This is a genomic window from Spirosoma fluminis (assembly GCF_054778895.1).
The window spans coordinates 72362-91056 of record NZ_BAAGZD010000012.1 but is presented as its reverse complement, the minus strand read 5'-3'; the positions used below and the strand labels follow the sequence as shown (position 1 = coordinate 91056).

The 18695-nt window shown below is 48.7% G+C and carries 16 protein-coding genes and 1 pseudogene; 7 read left to right on the top strand and 10 right to left on the bottom strand.

The window, feature by feature from the left end; translation table 11 throughout:
• Positions 1-485: 485 nt before the first annotated feature.
• The 3 genes from ACYVBJ_RS15740 to ACYVBJ_RS15730 all read left to right on the top strand — a co-directional run bounded on the left by ACYVBJ_RS15740 (position 486) and on the right by ACYVBJ_RS15730 (position 4383).
• Entirely contained in the window at positions 486-2876 is a 2391-nt protein-coding gene (locus ACYVBJ_RS15740; protein WP_460983264.1) for an ABC transporter permease, read from the top strand.
• Positions 2877-3167: 291 nt separating this feature from the next.
• Entirely contained in the window at positions 3168-3749 is a 582-nt protein-coding gene (locus tag ACYVBJ_RS15735) for a hypothetical protein (protein WP_460983263.1), read from the top strand.
• 103 nt (positions 3750-3852) lie between these two features.
• Complete coding sequence (locus ACYVBJ_RS15730) at positions 3853-4383, top strand: RNA polymerase sigma factor (protein ID WP_460983262.1); 531 nt, start codon at positions 3853-3855, stop codon at positions 4381-4383.
• 95 nt (positions 4384-4478) lie between these two features.
• Here the strand turns inward: ACYVBJ_RS15730 and ACYVBJ_RS15725 are convergent, their stop codons facing one another.
• The 5 genes and pseudogenes from ACYVBJ_RS15725 to ACYVBJ_RS15705 form a co-directional block, all read right to left on the bottom strand.
• A complete protein-coding gene (locus tag ACYVBJ_RS15725; protein ID WP_460983261.1) occupies positions 4479-5969 on the bottom strand; it encodes a serine hydrolase domain-containing protein in 1491 nt (496 codons plus the stop codon).
• An 82-nt stretch (positions 5970-6051) separates the two neighbouring features.
• On the bottom strand, positions 6052-6615 hold the full coding sequence (locus ACYVBJ_RS15720; RefSeq protein WP_460983260.1) for a Crp/Fnr family transcriptional regulator: 564 nt from the start codon (positions 6613-6615) through the stop codon (positions 6052-6054).
• Between the two features lie 287 nt (positions 6616-6902).
• Positions 6903-7142 carry a hypothetical protein gene (locus tag ACYVBJ_RS15715; protein ID WP_460983259.1) on the bottom strand — a complete coding sequence of 80 codons (240 nt, stop codon included), beginning with the start codon at positions 7140-7142 and terminating at the stop codon, positions 6903-6905.
• A gap of 65 nt (positions 7143-7207) precedes the next feature.
• The gene (locus ACYVBJ_RS15710; protein ID WP_460983258.1) at positions 7208-9448 is read right to left on the bottom strand and encodes a Tn3 family transposase; all 2241 of its coding nucleotides are present in this window, start codon (positions 9446-9448) and stop codon (positions 7208-7210) included.
• Between the two features lie 283 nt (positions 9449-9731).
• Positions 9732-10181 (bottom strand): annotated as a pseudogene (locus ACYVBJ_RS15705) (DUF4158 domain-containing protein); the annotation flags it as partial.
• 115 nt (positions 10182-10296) lie between these two features.
• Between ACYVBJ_RS15705 and ACYVBJ_RS15700 the strand changes: the two are divergent.
• On the top strand, positions 10297-10926 hold the full coding sequence (locus ACYVBJ_RS15700; protein ID WP_460983257.1) for a recombinase family protein: 630 nt from the start codon (positions 10297-10299) through the stop codon (positions 10924-10926).
• 131 nt (positions 10927-11057) lie between these two features.
• On the opposite strand, the gene ACYVBJ_RS15695 is transcribed toward ACYVBJ_RS15700, so the two are convergent.
• The 4 genes from ACYVBJ_RS15695 to ACYVBJ_RS15680 form a co-directional block, all read right to left on the bottom strand.
• Positions 11058-11567 (bottom strand): VOC family protein, encoded by a 510-nt coding sequence (locus tag ACYVBJ_RS15695; protein WP_460983256.1) that lies wholly within the window; start codon positions 11565-11567, stop codon positions 11058-11060.
• A gap of 37 nt (positions 11568-11604) precedes the next feature.
• Positions 11605-12069, bottom strand: a complete 465-nt coding sequence (locus tag ACYVBJ_RS15690) for a YybH family protein (RefSeq protein ID WP_460983255.1) — start codon at positions 12067-12069, stop codon at positions 11605-11607.
• Positions 12070-12293: 224 nt separating this feature from the next.
• Positions 12294-12638 carry a cupin domain-containing protein gene (locus tag ACYVBJ_RS15685; RefSeq protein ID WP_460983254.1) on the bottom strand — a complete coding sequence of 115 codons (345 nt, stop codon included), beginning with the start codon at positions 12636-12638 and terminating at the stop codon, positions 12294-12296.
• 399 nt (positions 12639-13037) lie between these two features.
• Positions 13038-13334, bottom strand: coding sequence for a hypothetical protein (locus ACYVBJ_RS15680; RefSeq protein ID WP_460983253.1), 297 nt, complete (start codon positions 13332-13334; stop codon positions 13038-13040).
• 117 nt (positions 13335-13451) lie between these two features.
• On the opposite strand from ACYVBJ_RS15680, the gene ACYVBJ_RS15675 reads away from it, so the two are divergent.
• Positions 13452-14363, top strand: coding sequence for an alpha/beta fold hydrolase (locus ACYVBJ_RS15675; RefSeq protein WP_460983252.1), 912 nt, complete (start codon positions 13452-13454; stop codon positions 14361-14363).
• A gap of 546 nt (positions 14364-14909) precedes the next feature.
• On the opposite strand, the gene ACYVBJ_RS15670 is transcribed toward ACYVBJ_RS15675, so the two are convergent.
• Positions 14910-15596 carry a DUF4386 domain-containing protein gene (locus tag ACYVBJ_RS15670; RefSeq protein ID WP_460983251.1) on the bottom strand — a complete coding sequence of 229 codons (687 nt, stop codon included), beginning with the start codon at positions 15594-15596 and terminating at the stop codon, positions 14910-14912.
• A gap of 741 nt (positions 15597-16337) precedes the next feature.
• On the opposite strand from ACYVBJ_RS15670, the gene ACYVBJ_RS15665 reads away from it, so the two are divergent.
• Both ACYVBJ_RS15665 and ACYVBJ_RS15660 read left to right on the top strand, forming a co-directional pair.
• Entirely contained in the window at positions 16338-17675 is a 1338-nt protein-coding gene (locus tag ACYVBJ_RS15665; protein WP_460983250.1) for an AAA family ATPase, read from the top strand.
• Complete coding sequence (locus tag ACYVBJ_RS15660; RefSeq protein ID WP_460983249.1) at positions 17668-18690, top strand: RloB family protein; 1023 nt, start codon at positions 17668-17670, stop codon at positions 18688-18690. The genes ACYVBJ_RS15665 and ACYVBJ_RS15660 overlap by 8 nt, the downstream gene beginning before the upstream one ends.
• Positions 18691-18695 lie beyond the last annotated feature (5 nt).

The following is an 18695-nucleotide window of genomic DNA, read 5'->3' as shown; positions in this document are numbered from 1 at the left end:
ATTTATTTTTGCAGAAGCCCGACTAGCCAGACCAGTCGGGCTTCTTGCATTTTCACTGCTACCGCTCTTATTGACAAGGTTGACCAATCTATTTGTTTGGTTAATTTTCATCTAGAGATACTAGGCTGGGATGGGCAAACGTCAACGACTTGTCTCAACTACGAGCGATAGCCCAGCTAAGACATACGCGGTCAAAATTCAGAGGAGTAGTAGTTACCATTTGAGCAAAACCCTAATTCCAAAAAAGTAGCCTTATTTGAGAATGATCATTCAGCAGAGACCATTTAGGTGCGACTCGCTCGTCCTAAACGGCAAAACTATCCTACCTGTGTTTGACGCTTCACTTTTTCAATCACTTCTCCGTTACCCAATTAGATTGACAAGTCTGTTTATTGTCAAATTTTTTCTTTCAGGGGCTACCAGGATGCAACATCAACCGGGATGACGACTCATTGACTTAATTGTCAGCTTTAACCCGTGAAACGATGCCTCACCCACTACGAATGACCTTCCGCGCTATGAAGCGGTTCAAAACTACATTCTTAATCAACCTGGTTGGTCTCTCAACCGGCCTGGCCAGCGCCCTGATGATTTATTTGTGGGTCCACGATGAGTGGAGCACCGATAAGTTCCATGAGAATGACAACCGACTCTTCCAGGTGTTCCAACATATTCACCTGGGTGACGGAACGATTCTAACCGGGCAGTCAACACCCACTCCGCTGGCTGCTGCCTTACGAGCGACATTCCCCCAAATCCAAGATGTCGCCCTGACAACGGGCGGAAACAAAGGAATACTTTCTAGAGGAAACAGCCGCCTGAAGGCTAAAGGCATGTTTGTGACGCCAAACTTTCTGGCTTTTTTCTCCTATCCACTTCTGCAAGGGCAGAAACAACAGGTTCTACGCCATAAGCGTTCGGTCGTCGTATCGGCTGAACTGGCCCTGAAACTATTTCATTCGACCCAGAACATCCTAGGCAAAACGGTGGAATGGGACCAGGGTGACTATAGCGGGCCTTATACCATCGCCGGAGTTTTCCAGAAACCCACCCGCCATTCCTCGGCCGACTTCGATCTGCTGCTCCCCTTCCAACTCTATGCCGACCAACATGCCGAGGATGTACAGGACTGGGGTAGTAGTAATCCCAAACTATACCTGCTGCTCAACCAGCAGGCGGATGCCGACGTACTCAATAGCCAGGTCACGAACTTCCTGCGGACAAAATACGAAGCGGCTAAGGGCAAAGAATCCTTGGCCTCGGTCGGCTATTTATTCCTCAAACGGTACTCCGATCACTACCTCTACAACCAGTACGAACAAGGCGTGCAGACTGGTGGACGCATCGTCTACGTAACCTTGTTTTCCCTCATCGCCCTGTTCATCCTGCTGATTGCGGCCATTAATTTTATGAACCTCTCCACGGCCCAAGCCTCCACCCGCTTAAAGGAAATCGGCGTCAAGAAGGCGGTAGGTGCTGATCGGACCACCCTGCTGATTCAGTTTCTGAGGGAATCGATCCTGCTGGCCTTCGTCGCTCTCTTGGTAGCGCTAGGGCTGGTGGCGCTGTTGCTGCCGACGTTCAATCAGGTGACCGGCAAGCAACTTGGTCTTAGCCTGGAGCCCACGGCAGTGGCCTCCATCGTGGGCATTACCTTGCTAACCGGGTTACTGGCTGGCAGTTACCCGGCCCTGTATTTATCGGGTTTCAAGCCCGTTCAGGTCCTGAAAGGCACCATCACGCCTTCTACGGGTGAAGCTTGGGCGCGGCAAGGTCTGGTGGTCTTTCAGTTCACCATTTCCATTATACTTATCGTGGCAGTCCTAGTCGTCCGCCAGCAGCTTGATTACATTCAACATAAAGACCTAGGCTATACTAAAGAGAACGTCATTTCCTTCAACCGGGAAGGTCGGCTACAAGAACAGTCGGCGTCGTTCCTTGCCCAAGTGGGCAATCTGCCGGGTATTGTCAGCGCTTCCAGCATGGGCGGTAATCTGGTGGGTGGCCATTCCAGTGCGGTGGCCTTCGAGTGGCCGGGCAAGCAGGCCGATCAAAAAATCAACTTCGGTATCTTTTACGTCAACTACGACTTAATCGAAACGATGGGTATCGCCATGCAGCAAGGGCGTTCGCTTTCCCCTCAATTCGGTATGGATAGCACCAGCAGCATCGTCTTTAATCAGGCCGCTATTGATGCGATGGGCTTAAAAAACCCCTTAGGCCAGGTGGTCAAGGTGAAAGGCCAGGCCCGACGCATCGTGGGCGTGACTAAAAACTTTCACTTTGAATCGCTTTACGAAGCGGTCAAACCGGTTTGTTTTCTATATAAACCAGACTGGGCCAATGAGTTGATTATCCGAATTGCGGCTGGGAAGGAAAGCCAGGCCTTATCCGGAGTTGAGCAACTCTACAAGCAGTATAATCCGGGTTTGCCCCTTGACTACAAATTCCTCGACGAAGAGTATGATGTCTTGTATGCCTCCGAGAAGCGGGTTGCTACCCTGTCGGGCTACTTTGTGAGCATTGCCATCTTGATCTCCTGCTTAGGTTTGTTGGGTTTGTCCACCTTCTCGGCAGCACGTCGCCGGAAAGAAATCGGCATCCGCAAGGTGCTGGGAGCCTCCGTGAGTAGTCTGGCAGGTCTGTTGACCAAAGATTTTCTGAAATTGGTCGTAGTGGCTATTGTGATTGGTTGGCCGATTGCCTGGTACGGCATGAGTGGCTGGTTAGCGCACTTTGCCTACAAGATCGATCTGGCGTGGTGGGTCTTCGGGCTGGCGGGTGTGTTGGCGGTTGTCATCGCCTTGTTGACGATAAGCTATCAAGCCATCAAGGCTGCTTTGATGGATCCGGTGAAGAGTTTGAGGAGTGACTAACCCCATATTCTAGGTAAAAAGCGAAGGCATCGACTTAGACTCGATGCTTTTTTTTGTTTCGAGAAACGCCCGAATTATTGACACGCTCTCGTCTCAGTTAGGAGCCTTTTGTGAGATTAGGTTTACGTCCAATTAGTAAAGCCCATCGTGCATCAAAGACCCATTCTTTCCACAACCTGACTAGGCATGCCAAGATTTGGTGATTATCAGTAGGCTTAAATACCTAATCCCTGAGGCTAAATCTGATTAGCGCCCGGTTTGCGTATGTATGAAGACGCAAAACTCAACGCTATGAAAACCATCACCAGTCTGTTTAACCGATTTGACCAACTTGATACAGCCATCAACCGCTGGTTGGTCGCCCATAGCATTGCCCTGCTTCGCACCGGCATGGGCCTGGTGTTTTTCGGCTTTGGCCTCTTGAAGTTCTTTCCCGGTATCAGCCCTATTGAGGATTTGGCCACTCGCACCACCAACACGCTTACGTTTGGGATGCTGGCAGGACACGGGGCTATGGATTTCGTAGCAGCCCTGGAATGCATCATTGGCCTGTGCTTTCTGACGGGTCGGTTTTTGCGGGTGGGCGTCTGGCTGATGGCTCTTCAAATGATGGGGGCCATGTCTCCGCTGTTTTTGGTGCCGGGCGAGCTATTTGTGGGACCCTTCCATGCGCCCACCCTGGCGGCTCAGTACATCATCAAAGACATTATTCTGGTGGCTGCGGGCATGGTGATTGCCTCGACCTGGACGGGTGCCCGGATCGTGGCTCAACCCCAGAGCCTACGCAGCACCCTTCCCCGCCGGGTACGTAAAGTGGAGCGCAGCATTTCGGTCCATCCCACGGGTGTCGCCATCCAAAACACTACCGCTTAGTAACTTTACAGCGAAAAAGTAAACATAGCCCGGCCGATCGAAAACCTTACAAGATACACTCGGTTCAGTATCAAGTTTGTTGTTTCTCAGTCAACTCACCCTCGTGAAGACCACTCCCCGTTGTCAACCCCCAACCATCTCCTTTGAGGCCTTATACCATGCCTATTCTCCGGCCCTGTTTGCGCTGTTATTGAAATTAGTGGGCCATCCGGAACGGGCGGAGGATCTGCTACACGATGCATTTATCAAAATCTGGACTCGGATTCACCGCTTCGATCCCCAGCAGGGGGGACTTTATAATTGGGTCATCACGATTGCCCGCAATGTGGCCATGGATGAACTGAGGCACCGTAAAGTTCAATGGGAGGCTTCGACGTATATCAATGATCGAGATGGGGAGGAAGAGTATCCTGGCTTCGGCGAGCAGCTATCCGGTGAGCATCTGTATTCTTTGCTGCCGGTTAAATACGGCCAGGTACTGGAACTGGCTTATACGCAGGGCCTGACTCAGCCGGAAATTGCTCAGGCGCTGGATTTACCCCTGGGTACAGTAAAAACCCGCTGCCGGGTCGGTCTGCAAAAGCTGCAGGCGGTTTTCAGTCAGGACATCCATCAGTACCAGCTAGTCAGATAATGACGCTACTTGGTGAGCGATACTCCAAAGCTGGAAATTCCCCTCGATTAAAGATACTAGCGTTTTGTGCGAAAACACCCTTAAATTTAAACGGCTCAGATCTTATCCCTTTCTTCTATTGAATAAAAGCCATTGCCGCCATAAAGGCTGACTACATGGGTAATGACGATGGCCAGATTTAAGAGGGCTATTAGACTCAATCCCACTATAACATCGGGCATTAGCAGACAAATACGTTCCCAGTTTAATACACGGCCACTAATCGCAGTAAGCAGCGACGGAAGAAGCAACAACGTAATCAAGGGAAGCAAACGAACCAGTAGAAACAGCCAGGACCGCCACACAGCACGCTGCTGATACCGATGACGCCAGCAGCCAATCCGCAAAAGCCGCCGGATGGCTAGACCAATGAATAAGATCAATATAAGTCCTACGCAAAGGGGTAAAACCCAATCGGGGAACGTGGGCACCTCCAGCTCCTGGCCAGCCAGAATATCGGCTACACCCTGCAGAAATGAATGGTAATTAATATAGGGATTAAGCCCACTGTTAAAGAGCATGACCACCCCGTAACCGTCTTTAGTGAGTAGAAGCTGTTCAGCACTGTAGGTCCACAGAATACCGCTATGATACAGACTTGAATCAGGCCCCACAATCCAGCCCATGCCATAATGCATCGATGTGTTGAGAGGAGGAGTATGCATCAGGGTCATGGATTGTTGACTCAGTAATTGGGTACTACCAACCCGTCCATGCGCCAGTTGCAGACTTAGCCAGTGCGCCATATCGTTGACCGTAGAACGCATCCCGGCGGCTCCCTCCACAAACCAATCTGGCTCGCCCATGGCCAGAGGTTTTCCCAGCACGAAAATATGCCCCTTCTCGATCCGATCGGAATCCGTATAAAAAGACGTCGTGGCTGACACGTCACGGGTATGAGCCATTCGCAATGGCTTGAATATGTGTCGCTGTAAATAATCAGGGAAGGACTCATGGCTGACCGATTCCACAATCTTGGCCAGCAGTCGGTAATTGGGGTTATGGTAATGAAACTGCTTGCCTGGCTCACTGACGAGTCGGGCACGGTTGAGCTGAGCCGTCGCTTCCTCCAATGTAGCCGGTTGCTGATGAACCGCTAATTCGGGGAAACCGGTATCGGCTAGCCCACTGGTTTGATGCAATACCTGCCGGATGGTGATTGACTGGCCTCTCTTGTCTTCCAGGGAAAAGGAAGGAACGTATTGAACGATGGGCGCATCAAGCGAAATGCGGCCCGCATCGACCAACTGCATGATGGCCATGGCGGTAAAGGCTTTGCTCAGGGAAGCAATGGCAAATGGCGTGTTTGCCGTAACGAGTGTGTTCGCACTGGTAATGCCATAGCCTTTCGACAGCAGTAAAGTATCGTTATGAACAAGAGCAATGGCCAAGCCTGGAACGCTACTTTTAGCCAGCCGAGCCTGAATGTACTGATCTATTTTGTCGACCACCGATTGGGCGTGGATCGTAGGATTGGAAAGCCAAAAGATCAGCAGCACCAAGGCCGGATGTATAGAGAGGAACTTAAGCGTGACACGGGGCAGCATAGCGTTTAGAAAGTCAACTCCGCAAAGTTGTCCAGCAAGGGGCTAGCATCCATTTACATAGGTAAAGAAATCAGGATGGTGGCTATTTTTTTCGAATACGGCTTAGCTGGGTAGGGGTGATACCCAAATAGGAGGCAATGTGATACTGGGCAATCTGCTGTTCCAAGCCAGGGTAGAATTGCTGAAAAAGCCGATACCGACTTTCCGCATCCAGAAGTACAATTTCGATTTCTTTCCGTTCTTTCTCGACGAAATACCGTTCGGCAAACCGTCGCCCCACTCGTTCTAAATCAGGACACGTTTCATAAAGAGCCGTAAAGCTTTGATAGTTCGCTTCAAGCAGTTGGCAATCGGTTAGTGCCTGTTGATTAATCTGATTGGGTTTGCCGGTAAGTAAGGATGTATAACCGCCCGCAATGGCGGGGGCGAGAAAGAAATGCTTGTTGTATTCGGTCCCCTGTTTATCCCGATAAAACCCGCGAATCACTCCCGATTGGACAAAGGCGAACTGAGTAGCCAGTAGCCCTTCTTCAATAAAATAATCCCCTTTTTTCAACGTAGTTTCCCTAAAAAGAGGCTCAACTCGCTGCCAGGTCAACTCGCTGATGGGAGAAAGGAGGTAGAGAAATTGCTTTAGGGTGACCAAGGCCGTAAAATAGAAGAATTGGAGTGCATTTACGGAAACGAACCTACCCAAGAGTGGGCTGAGAAACAAATGCAGTTTGATTGCGGCTATTATTTGCCTCGATGACTGGGATAGAGCTGGCATCACCTAACGCTTTACCCTCTAAAAGCATGATAATTCACCGTCTCTACAAACGCCCGAATTATTGACACGCTCTCGTCTCAGTTAGGAGCGTTTTCGTGAGAGATTCTCACGGGGAGCAGGCCAGGGGCACTAAATAGGCAGCTACGACGGAGTTGCTTGCCTATTTAGTGCCCCTGGCCTGCTCCCTCATTAAGTTGCTCAATCAACGCCCATACCATGAATCCCAGCGCTACACCCTGCAAAATATTCCGGATGATGGTCGTCTGATACCATCGATTGGCCCGCTTCAGGAGCTCAGGCGTGGCCGGTGCCGTCGCTGGTATCCGCTGAAAAGCCATGATCTCGCGCACATAATAACTGGCAGTCAGGATGATCACCAGCAAAAAGAATCCGGTACTGATCAACAGTCGATTGCGTATCGGGGTTCTTCTTCCAAACGCGCGAATTTACACGCTACCAAACTAAAGGCTTAGTTATTGCTCGGATCTCGAAGCGGCCGACGGTGGGTGGAGTCAAGGTCGCCTGAGTTGGTAAACGAGTATTTACCCAGCCGATTGATATGCTCATACCGACAGGGGGACAGGGAGTCGAAGTGAGCTTCATCGACTGCATAGCCTTCCGCCTGTAGCTGGCGCAGCACCTCTTGCATATATACTGTGTTCCAGAGTAGTACCGCGTTGGTCAACAGCGTCAGACAACGCGCTGACTCACTTTGGTCTTCTTCCTGTTTACGCCGGATCAGCCCGTCACTGCCGAACCAAAGCCAGGCCCGCAGCGCGTGCAGTTCCTCCCCCTTGTTGAGTTGGGCATTGATGCGTCGGCGTAATGGCTGGCTTTGCAGATAGCGCAGGATGAAACTCGTTTTGATTAACTGGCCGTAAGCCTGCAACACATACGTCAGATTGTTTTGGCGGGGATAAGCCTGTAGTTTGCTGATAAACAACGAGGCCGTTACCCGGCCGGACACAATCGACCCCGCCAGCCGCAACAGCTCATCCCAGTGCCGCAGCAGGTAGTCCGGGCTGATGCTGCCGGTGAATCTCAGGTCAGGATAGGTCCAGTCCCTGCCTTTAATCTTGCATAGCCGCTGATCGGCGATATCCCGGATGCGGGGACAGAAAAACAGCCCCAGCAGATCGAAGAGAGCAAAAATAATGTCACTGTAGCCCGCCGTATCAGTCGTATGGGCCGCAATCCGCAAGTCGGTTTCATTGCCAACAATCTCGTCCAGCACTACCGTCGCATCCCGCAGGGTAGCCGGAACAACCTTGCTGCCGTATTGAGCGTACTGATCCGAGGAGTGCGTCTGCATGGTCACCCCCCGCCCCGGGCCGAAGTAGGTAGGCAACGCACGGGCATTGCGGACTTTGCCGCTGACAGCAAACCGCTGCCCGTCCGAGGAGGAGAATGTACCATCGCCCCAGTAAGCGGTCAGCCACTGGCGGTGGTGTTCATTGACTAACAAATTGTTAGCGGCTTTGAGCGTATCGTCCCGCAGGTAATTTGAGGCCGTCCACCACAGCGATTGATACGCCAGGCCCGTGCTTCGGGCCATGTCGGAGAGGGGGATGTTACAACCCATGGCCAGGATGGCGGCCAGTAGTCGGGTGTCGTGTTCCTGGCCCCGGTGGGCGTGTTCCAGCCCGGGCAGGCGGCTCGTGAAGCCGGTCCAGGCATTGACTTCCATGAGAATATCCGTCAAATCGACAACTGGCAGTCGGCGACTAATCTCTTCCTGGAGGGCTTTGGCCGCTGCCGGTACGTCTTCAGCAGTCAGGCGGGTGACAACCAGTTCGCCGTCTTCGAGCCGTACATCACCCCCGGCCTGCAAGAGGGCCTGCATCGGTGCCAGCAAATCCTGTAGTTCGGTCAGCCGCTGGCTCAGCCGGTCGGTCGTCACTGGAGGCAGGTTAAGTTGTTGGCACAACTCGGCCCGGCGTAGTATCCACTCCGCTGGTGAGATCAGATAACTCTTCAAATCGGCGTAGTGGCGCGAAGGGCTAACAAACACATCCCCTGACCGCAGCCGGTCGCGCAGCGTCGAGAGCACACAAAGCTCATAAGCCTGCCGATCACACTGGCCCGCTTCATCAAGGACGAATTTGCGCCAGACCGGCTTGATAAACGTCGTGGCTGTGTCGGTCGGCAGCTTCCGGCGGTGGCCCTGTTGCAGGTCGCTGACGGTCTGCAAGGCCAGGTTAAAATCGTCACCGGTAAAGCCATGCTGGAAAGCGATTTGACTCAGCAGCCGGGGTGTAAACTGCTTGAAGAGACTATACCGCTTGGTCAGAAAACTCAACTGCGAATGCCGGGTCGGGTACAGCAAGACCTGCACCGCTTCCCAGGCCAGCACCAGTTCCTGACGGGGTATGCGGGCATAGACCGACTGACGCACCTGGTCAGCGGGGGTCTGTTCTTCGTCGAGTACCACGCCGACGGCGCGGGCCAGGGTGAACAGGGCGGTATCTTTTGCCGAAGCGACCTGCTGTTGATAGTGTTCATAATCACGCCGGGCTTTAGCCAGGCTCTGCTCCCAATAAGCATCGAACAGGGCCAGGGCATCGTCGGTCAGCGTCAGCAGGCTTTCGGCCACAAAAGCCACCAGCACCGGGTAGCGTTTGTAAGCCGGTAATCGCTCCAGATGCCGGTTGGATCGGCTGCGGGCCAGCAACGACAGGCGCTTCTGCCGGTTGGGATGCAGGCTGCTCACATCCCAACCGGCAGAAGCCCATCGCCCGCAGATATGTTAGTTTATCGAGCGTCTGGTTGATGGCGGCCGGGTTGTTATTGACGGGCTGTTGAACCAGCCAGCGGTGCGGAGTAATTTTCAGGGTGGTATCCGCCAGCAAGAGACCGTCGAGCTGGCTCCGAACATTCTCCGTCAATAAACCCGTCAGGCGCCGATAGGTCTCCTGATGGGCGGCTTCGCTCATGCTGCCCACCAGCCGTTCGAGGGTGCTGATGGCCGGTCGGACGATCTGCTGTTGCCTCAGCTTGAGACACGTCATGGCCAGCAGTAACCGGTCTTCATCGTGTTCCAGGGCGCGTTCGAGGAGCCAGGGTTCGAGCCAGGTCACGTCCAGGGGCTCCCACTTGCGAAAGCCGAGTTGTTTGAGGACAGCCGTGAAGTGATCGCTGCGCGTCTGCTGTCGGTGCCCGTATTGGCCAAACCGGATGGGATCGATCCGGAGCTGACCGGCGACGAACTGCACCGTTTCGGGTGACAGCTGTTGCCACCAGGTATCGGGCAGGTACCCCATGAGCCGAAGCAGGCCCAGTTGCAGGGCTGCGCCAATTTGGTTAACCGCCCCGCGTAGGGGCATCAGAAACTGAATATCCGCCGGGGTCAGGTAAAAGTGCTGCCGTAAATCGACATCGAGAATGGTCGTCGGTACGGACTCGTATCGGCTTCGTTCAGGGTTGGAGAGAAAGTCGCCGGGCATCTGGCTTAGGTTATCAAAAAGGGTGTCAAAAACAACCGCGCTTCAGGGGACGACAAGGCCGGTTTTGATCCGAAAATTATAGCTTTGTAAAGGAGTTCCTTTATGATAAGTCAAGATGACCAGAAAATTACCGGATCGGCCCCAACGGGTGGCCCTATACGCCCGGGTTTCGACGCTGGATAAAGGGCAGGATCCCGAAACCCAGTTGCGCCCGCTACGGGAGTATGCGGACCGGCGCGGGTTTGAGACAACGGGCGAATTTATCGACACGGCATCGGGAACGACCGAAGACCGGACTCAGTACAAGCTGATGCTGGCCGCCGCCCGTAAGCGCCGAATAGATGTGGTGCTGGTGTGGCGGTATGACCGTTTTGCCCGCTCAACGCAGGCGTTAGTCAATGCGCTCAAGGAGTTCCAGAGCCTGGGGGTTGACTTCATCTCCTACCAGGAGAACATCGATACGACTACGCCAACGGGCGAGCTGATCTTTCACGTGATGGCTTCGCTGGCTCAGTTCGAAAGTTCGTTGATCAGCGAGCGGGTGCGGGCGGGCATGGCGCGGGCTAAAGCGCAGGGCAAACACGTGGCCCGTCCGGCGTTAGCCGAGTCGAAGCAGGCTGAGATTCACAAGCTGTTTGCCGAGGGGGTGTCGATGAATCAGATCAGCAAGCGCATCGGCGTAGCTTACGGTACGGTGTACAATTATGTACAAAAGAGCAAAGCCGCCGATAAACTAAGCCTTTAGTTTGGTAGCGTGTAAATCCGCACGTTTGGAAGAAGAACCCCCACAAGCAAATGGACGTTTGTTTGTGGACTAAAATGCCGAATGAAGTCGCTTTCGTCTCATTTGGAAACCATTTTTGAGCTAGTGATCCCTCACTTAGCCCTGCGCATTTGGTCGATGGCCGCCCAGCCCTCCGGCTTAATGCCCATGATCTCGGTGGCAACGCCCAACGTTTGATAGGTGTTAACGAAGCCCATCCGGGCAATGGCATGGTCAACCTCACTAATCACAGCATACCCCTGTTGGACCAAGTCGCCGATCACCTGCTCATAGTCCTCAATGGGCAACCGGAAGGCTAGATGCTGCGTGCCCCCCGCTGGATGCTGGGCAAGGTAATCATGGAACATACTTTGACCTGACAGCGGCTGGATGAGTTCAATGAAGCTCCCTCCATTATAGGTCTGGGTCGTTAGCCACTCGCCGGCTACCACTTGGCCATAGTAGGTCATGCTCAGATCCTGGGCGCGGATATGCTCGGGCTTGGGAAAGCTCTCGATACCTAAGGCGTTGGTCAGAAAGTTGACGGCGGCCTCAATATTGGGAACCACCCACCCAATTTGGGCCAGTTCCAGGGAGGCAATGGGGGAAGGGATGTTATTCATGATGGATTACCTTTTGTTCACTATTAACCCAAAGCGTTTAGGCGTCTAGCTTGATTAACGCTTGACCGCTCTGGGCGTCAAACGGAACCGAACTGTGCTCGTGGATAATCAGCCACTGTTCATCCTGTTTACGTAAACAAACCGTTGCCCGCCAACGCATATCGATTTGATCCCCATTGGCTAATGTCCCTTTTACATGATTAAAGGAATAGCCAACGCCTAGTTCGTCGCTAGCCACAACCGAAAGCGTTTCAATGGCGTAGGTAAACATCGCGGGGAACTGAGCCAGCCAGCTTTCCAGCCGTTCTCGGCAAGCCTGTATGCCTACTTTTTCTAAGGTATTGACCACATCGAAGGAGACGACATCCGGCGAATAGGCGGCCATTGCTCCCCCAATATTCTTCTGTTGAACGGCCTGCTCCTGTTGGCGGATAAGTTGTTTAATTTGTTCTTGGTTTCCCATTGATAAAGACGTTAAGTTACCTGTTAATAACTTGGCCATGTCTCAATGGTTTAGGGTTTCTGCGGTTGATAGTCGAATTTGATTTGCTCAAGAGATCTATGCCGTAGCTAGTTCGTAGAGGTCTTATGGTCTCTGATATGAGGGTATTTTGAGATTATCAAATCAGGTGGTCGCAAGCTGTTTTTAAATCATCGAGTGTCAGGCGAAGTTATAGTTTACAAACTTTCTGATCCCTTTGAAGGCGAACAGCATAGGCTTAACCCTCAGGGGTCAATCTGAATCGTTTCAAGTTGGCTATGTTCCACCGTTATATTAACCGAACGCTCACCTTTTGGCCGGGTTCGATGAACGATGTTTTTAGGGATAGTAAAGAGCTGGCCAGGTAACAACTCGATCGTGTCGGTTTCCAGATCAATAACTAATGTACCTTCAAGGGTCATAAACGTCTCATCCGAGTTTGGATGATAATGCCATGAGTAGCTCTGGGTCATTACACTCAGTTTGTCGACATGGTCATTGACATTGGCTATTGAGAAATTCGCATAACTAGTCGTCACGGCTCGGCTTAATTTACCAAGATCAAGTTGGGTAAGGGGGGCAGGCTGCATAGGGGTAGAGATTAAGATTGACTAAGGCTAACTCAAAACGTCTACAGGGCTCGTTTTGCTTTCATAGCCTTAAAAAGTAGGCTCACGCTTCTCAACAGAAGCGTGACTTTATTGGTAAGACTTGGCTTTTCCAACAACGATAAACACGCTTTTATATACCATTTTAGCTACTATAATTTATCAATAAGCACTTACAAACAAGCCTGTTTTTTTAGTCAACCTCTTTAAACACTATCGTCTCAAGTGGGAGCGTTTATGTGAGATTAGACTACCGATCTAGTGACTAGGGTGATAAACCGGGTTAGGACGGTACAACCAGTTTACCCGCGCCCTGGTCACTTCCCATAAAGTGATGCGCTACCACGATCTGCTCTAAGGTAAATGTTTTGCTGCCCCTAATCAGATTTGACCCGCTTCAACTTGCCGGATGTAGTGTTGAAACGCCATCGCCGGATTCGTAACCTGACCGCTATTGTAAGTGGTCAGCCGCCCCATAGCCGGAATAAAGTCCATTGGTACAGACTGAGGACTCGACCAGCTTTCGGCCAGCATCCCACTCATAGACCCGGTACTGCCGAGTTTGAGACAACGTAGCGAGGCCTGTAAGGTAGAGCTGCCAACCAATTCCACCACTTTATCGACGCCTTCCGGATAAATAGACCGCACGGCTTCCGTCAATTGACCGTTGTCGACCAATACATGTACCGCCCTTTAAGTTTGTAGTAACCCGTCCGTCAGCTTTAAACTATATACACCGGTTGCGGTTCATAGTACGTTGATTGGCGCAAACTTAAGATTGACTGACCATTACGTATGTCCCTGAACTATATCCGGCGGGGTGCCGGTAAACCACTGTTATTACTCCATGGCCTAGGTAGCTCTCTAAAGGCCTGGGATCTGGTTATCGATGAGTTGGCTACTCAGCGGGATGTGATTGCCGTGGACTTACCCGGTTTCGGTCAATCACCGGCCCTACTAGGCGAAGTATCTATTTCTACGCTGGCTGATGTGGTGACCGATTTTTTAAGCCAGCATCAGCTCCTGGGCATTGATGCTGTCGGCAACTCTATGGGGGGCCGATTGGTGCTCGAATTAGCCCGGCGGGGCCAGGTTGTCGGTTCGGTCGTATCTTTGGATCCGGGTGGTTTCTGGCAAGGCTGGCAGGTGGCCTATTTCTATCATTCGGTTCGGCTATCAGCTCAATTATCCAGCCTCATTCAACCGATTTTACCACCCCTAGTAAGCAATCCGGTGAGCCGAACACTGTTGTTCGCGCAATTTTCGGCTCATCCCTGGACGATCCCGGCTCCAGTGGCCCTAAATGAATTTCGGGAGTTTTTGCCCACCCCCAGCTTTACTAAACTTCTGGATAGTCTGGCCCATGGCCCCCCGCAGCAGGGAGCGCCCCTTGGCTCTATCCCTAACTTGGTCATTGGCTGGGGTCGCCAGGACCGGATTTGTCCGCCCAGTCAGGCGAAACGGGCCCTGGCGTTGTTTCCTGACGCGCAGCTTCATTGGTTTTCGAATTGTGGACATGTTCCGCAACTAGATGTGCCGGCTGAAACCGTGGCGCTGATTCTGGCCGTTACGGAGGGTCGTTACGAGCCTCAAACCCCAGTTTCTACGGGAACAAAGGAGTCTGAAGTTATCGAAAACGTCTTTATTGGTGTAGGTGTTGGGGTGCTGTTGGTAGGACTACTTCTCACGTTTGGCTTGAAACGATAAGGTCACATTTGATCCGGAAGGCATCTACGATGTCTACTACGATTTAGGGGCTGTTTCTCTAGGTTAGTGGTGATAAACTAGCTAAAGTCATAGTCTAAGTTTTGAGTATTCAATTCTGAAGTACAAATTATTAGTTACTTCTCTAATAATTACAATTTATAGTTTAGGCGATCTCGTCCACGAAAAGGCTCATTCAAGAGACGGAGAGAGTTTCATGTGTATGCTTCGAGAAACGGGCCTTTTAGTAGACGCTTTTTCTTTAATATCTGTCAAACGCTATCTGTAGCATACGGCAAATCCGGCAGCTTCAGTAACAACTTAAAGAGGCTCAATTAGAGCGCGATATACAGAAAAGGCGGTCAGCATCTTTTCCAGGGACGACCGCTGTGGAGTGAGCCGTCAGGCTTGGTACGAGAACGGGGCCGCCCTTTACTGACAAGATTGTTTAGTGTTGTCTGGTCGGCTTCCGACAGGACGAACGGGGTAGTGGTTTGTCCCATGCCACAAAGTTAACTATATTACTCTAACCTCTATTTTGGAAGAGTACTAGCTATGTTTAGAGGTTACTAAACTAGTTTTTCCACCTTTCAGGATCAGCCACAGAGCAAACCCAATTTCCGCAAGGGCCATGGGCAGGCTGAGTACCATTTCGATCTGCACGATAGGATCCAGGTGCATCGGCGCCACCTCTTTGGCCAAATGAATTCCGGAATAGCACAGGCCGGCAAAGACCAGCAAAACTCCAATAAGGTTGGGAATGTGCTTAGCCTGTAAGGTCAGGACTCCCAAACCGAACAAATGGATTCCGAAGAGAATCAACCCCCTCGACCACAGGGACTCAAACGCCTTCAATTCATCGGTCACCTGAGTCGCCCGCGGGGTGCTTTCCGCCATGTCTGCCACCGTAAAGAGGTGTAAGATGGCTGCTCCCAAAACCAAGCTGTAAATAATCCGGATCGCGGCGGTGGCGAGCGAAATGCCCGGATGGACTTCTTTGAGAAACTGGTATAACCCCCAGGCGACAAGAATATCGAGCAAGAAAATGACGATCCAACCGATAATGCCGCCGATAAAGACATCCAATGACGACCTGATATTTTCAATGGTGACTTCCGAACTGTCATGAACAACCATGGAACTGTACACATACCCATAGGCATACCCGGCCGCCAGGGCCATGGCGATAAGCGACAGACCGGCTATTAGTGCGTATTTTCTAGTTGAAAGGGCCATTTTAATTGTGTTTAAGTTCTGATTGCGGAAGCCTCAGGCGTTCACGATTACTATATTACCTACCTTATGACCCGAGTCAATGTAGCCATGGGCCTCGGCCAGCTTAGCGGTGCGGATCCGCTGGACAGATCGCACAAAGTTAGTGTTTCGCAAAAAGGCTCTAAACGCGAAACGGTGTATTAGCCCTTATACAAACGTTCGTCAACTGGTGAACAGAATTGCTAACTAGGAGCAGATAGTCAATCTAAATCTCACATGAAAATGGTACTTTACCAATAAAATTGACGTAAGCGTATCTTTGCCCTCCCCTTTCCAATGCTTTGTATTTTTCCTAGTAGGCGTTCAGGAAAGGCGACCTTTTCGTGGACGTTTTCAGGCTTTCAGGAAAAGGGTTAGACTTTCCCCGTAAGCCAAGATAAGCGTTCATTTGGCCAAGGGTTTTCGTGAACGATTTTAAATTACAAATAATTGTTAGATAAGACTTTCATTTACAGTTAGTTATATCGTTCAATAAAAGAATTATTAAGCCTTTTATTGAACGATTTGATTAAGGGATTAGGCATTATAATCTTAGTCTCAATAAAATGTCCTCATAACGTCTAACATAAGGAGTTTATAATTTTAATCTTCATATCAAATAAAAATACTCAAGGAGAAAATTTTGCATATAATTTACAGAAATATGGCCTTTTGTAGGAAATGTCAGAAAAATGATTGAAATTTTGCAAAAAAGTAGCAAAAATGATAGTTGATTTCAAAATAAAGAACTACCGCTCGTTTAAAGATGAAGTTACTTTCAGCCTTGAAGCATCGGGAGCTAAAGGTAAATCGGATAATGTGGCTGAGATCATTTTAAAAAATGGCAAAAAATTCAGACTACTTAAAACTGCAGTTATTTATGGAGCGAATGCAAGTGGTAAAAGCAATATAATCAGAGCTTTTTGGGCTTTCAGACAATTAATAGCTAACTCTTTCAGATACGATGTAAACGATGATTTAAAATTAGCAGAACCATTCGAGTTAGAAAGTGAAGCTCAAAAACAACCTACCGAATTCACATTAAACTTTATTGGTTGGGACAGAATACAATATATTTACTTCATCTCATTTTCAACAAAAGAAGGGGTATTGCAAGAGACCCTTAAATACTATCCCGAAAAAACCCCAAAAGTAATTTACCGAAGAAGCGGCAGAAAAATAATATCTAAAAATGCGGAATTTTTCAAAAATTTAGATGATAAGGAAGTCATTAATCCTAAACGACTTTTTTTGTCAGAGTTAGGAAATACAGGAGATGAATATTGGGAAGCTATTAGAAATTATTTTGTCCTTGGTAACTCTGTTATAAATAATTCAGCATCTGGAGCTTTTATGCCAAGAATGACTGAAAATGCAAAACGACTATTTGAAAATAATGACGAAGAAATAATTAAAATTAGAGAAAGAGTAATTAAACTTATTCAAATATCGGACTTAGGTATTAAGGGATTATCTTTGGTAGAAGAGGATGATTTTAAACGTAATTCTAGCCTTCAAGATGAACTAGAAGAAACATATATTGATCAAAAGAAGCAAAAACGCTTTAAAACATATCATGATGTTTATAAAAATAATAAAGTAGTTGAAAGTAAAGAATTTGACTTATTTAAACAAGGTTCAACGGGCACTATTGCTTTAGTTGGATTAAGCACAGAAATTATATCCGCTCTGAGTGCTCCTCTAGGCAGACCCATATGGATAGATGAGATTGACAATAGTATGCATCCATACTTATGTAGATTCATGATAAGTCTATTCCATCATCCTTTAAGTAACCCCCATAATTCACAACTAATTTTTGCGACTCATGAAACTACATTATTAGATAGAAATAATTTCCGTAAAGATCAAATTTGGATAACATCAAAAGATAAATATGGGTGTACAAAACTGTATAGTGTATACGATTTAAATGTTGATGGATTGAGGGATGATATACCATTTGATAAATGGTATTTGAGCGGAAAGTTTGGGGGCCTTCCTAATATAAAGGAGATGGATTACATTTTCAGCAGAAACGAAAGTAAATCAGATGGCTAGAAAAAAGAATAATATACAGCTAAAGCCTGTTTTATTTATAGCTTGTGAGGGAACATCATCAGAATTTCAATATTTTGAAAGTTGGGCTCAAGCTGAAGAAGTACTTGAAAATTTTAGTCGTGTAGTCGTTTATCCTGATGAGAAAGAGAATAGGCCCAAAACAACACCTTATGAATTATTGGCAATAGCTAAGGAAAAGCTCCAAGAGGGATCAGCTGACTTGGCATGGGTTGTATTTGACAAAGATATGCATCCAAAGCTAAAGGAAACGTTTGCAGAAGCAGAAGGAGTTGGAATTGCTTTTTCATCTCGATCCTTCGAGGAATGGGTATTGTTGCATTTTGAAAAAAATCAAATGCCTTTTCAAGCAACTGAATGTAAAACAGTTCTTCAAAAACCACTAAATTGTGGTACGGTGTCGGTGCCGGATTGTAGTCCCATAGATTGTTTAACAGGCCATATTAGACGTCAAAATTTCATTCCAGATTACTCAAAGAAAAAATCCTTTGATCTACATACGCATATTTACAAAAAGTCCGAAATCGCTATAGTAAATGCAGCTTGGTTACGTTTTAAAAAAAATTTATCACTGAATAAAACTCAATTAAGTTTAACAAATCAAAACCCTTATTCAGATGTTGATCAACTTATATTTATCTTAACTGGGAGAGAGGACAAAATAGAATGGACAAATTTAGGAAATCCTGCAACTCTCAATGATTGGACTATATGTGTAAATGGGGATAATGAAAATATAAAAGTTCAATTATCGCACGTTGCATATCAAGCAAAAGTACTAAATGCTGATTTTCCTATATTTTATACTACAAATGATCAATTAAATGATAGAATATGTAATAATACTACTAAAATCTATATAGAAAATAATAATGGTAGCAATGACAATTTGCTGTATAGTGGTGATATAATTGAATACACACTGCTATGTAATGATGATCCTTATTTTGTTTTTTATGAAAAAAATAGTTTTACTCGAATTTATGTAGAATTATAAAAAAT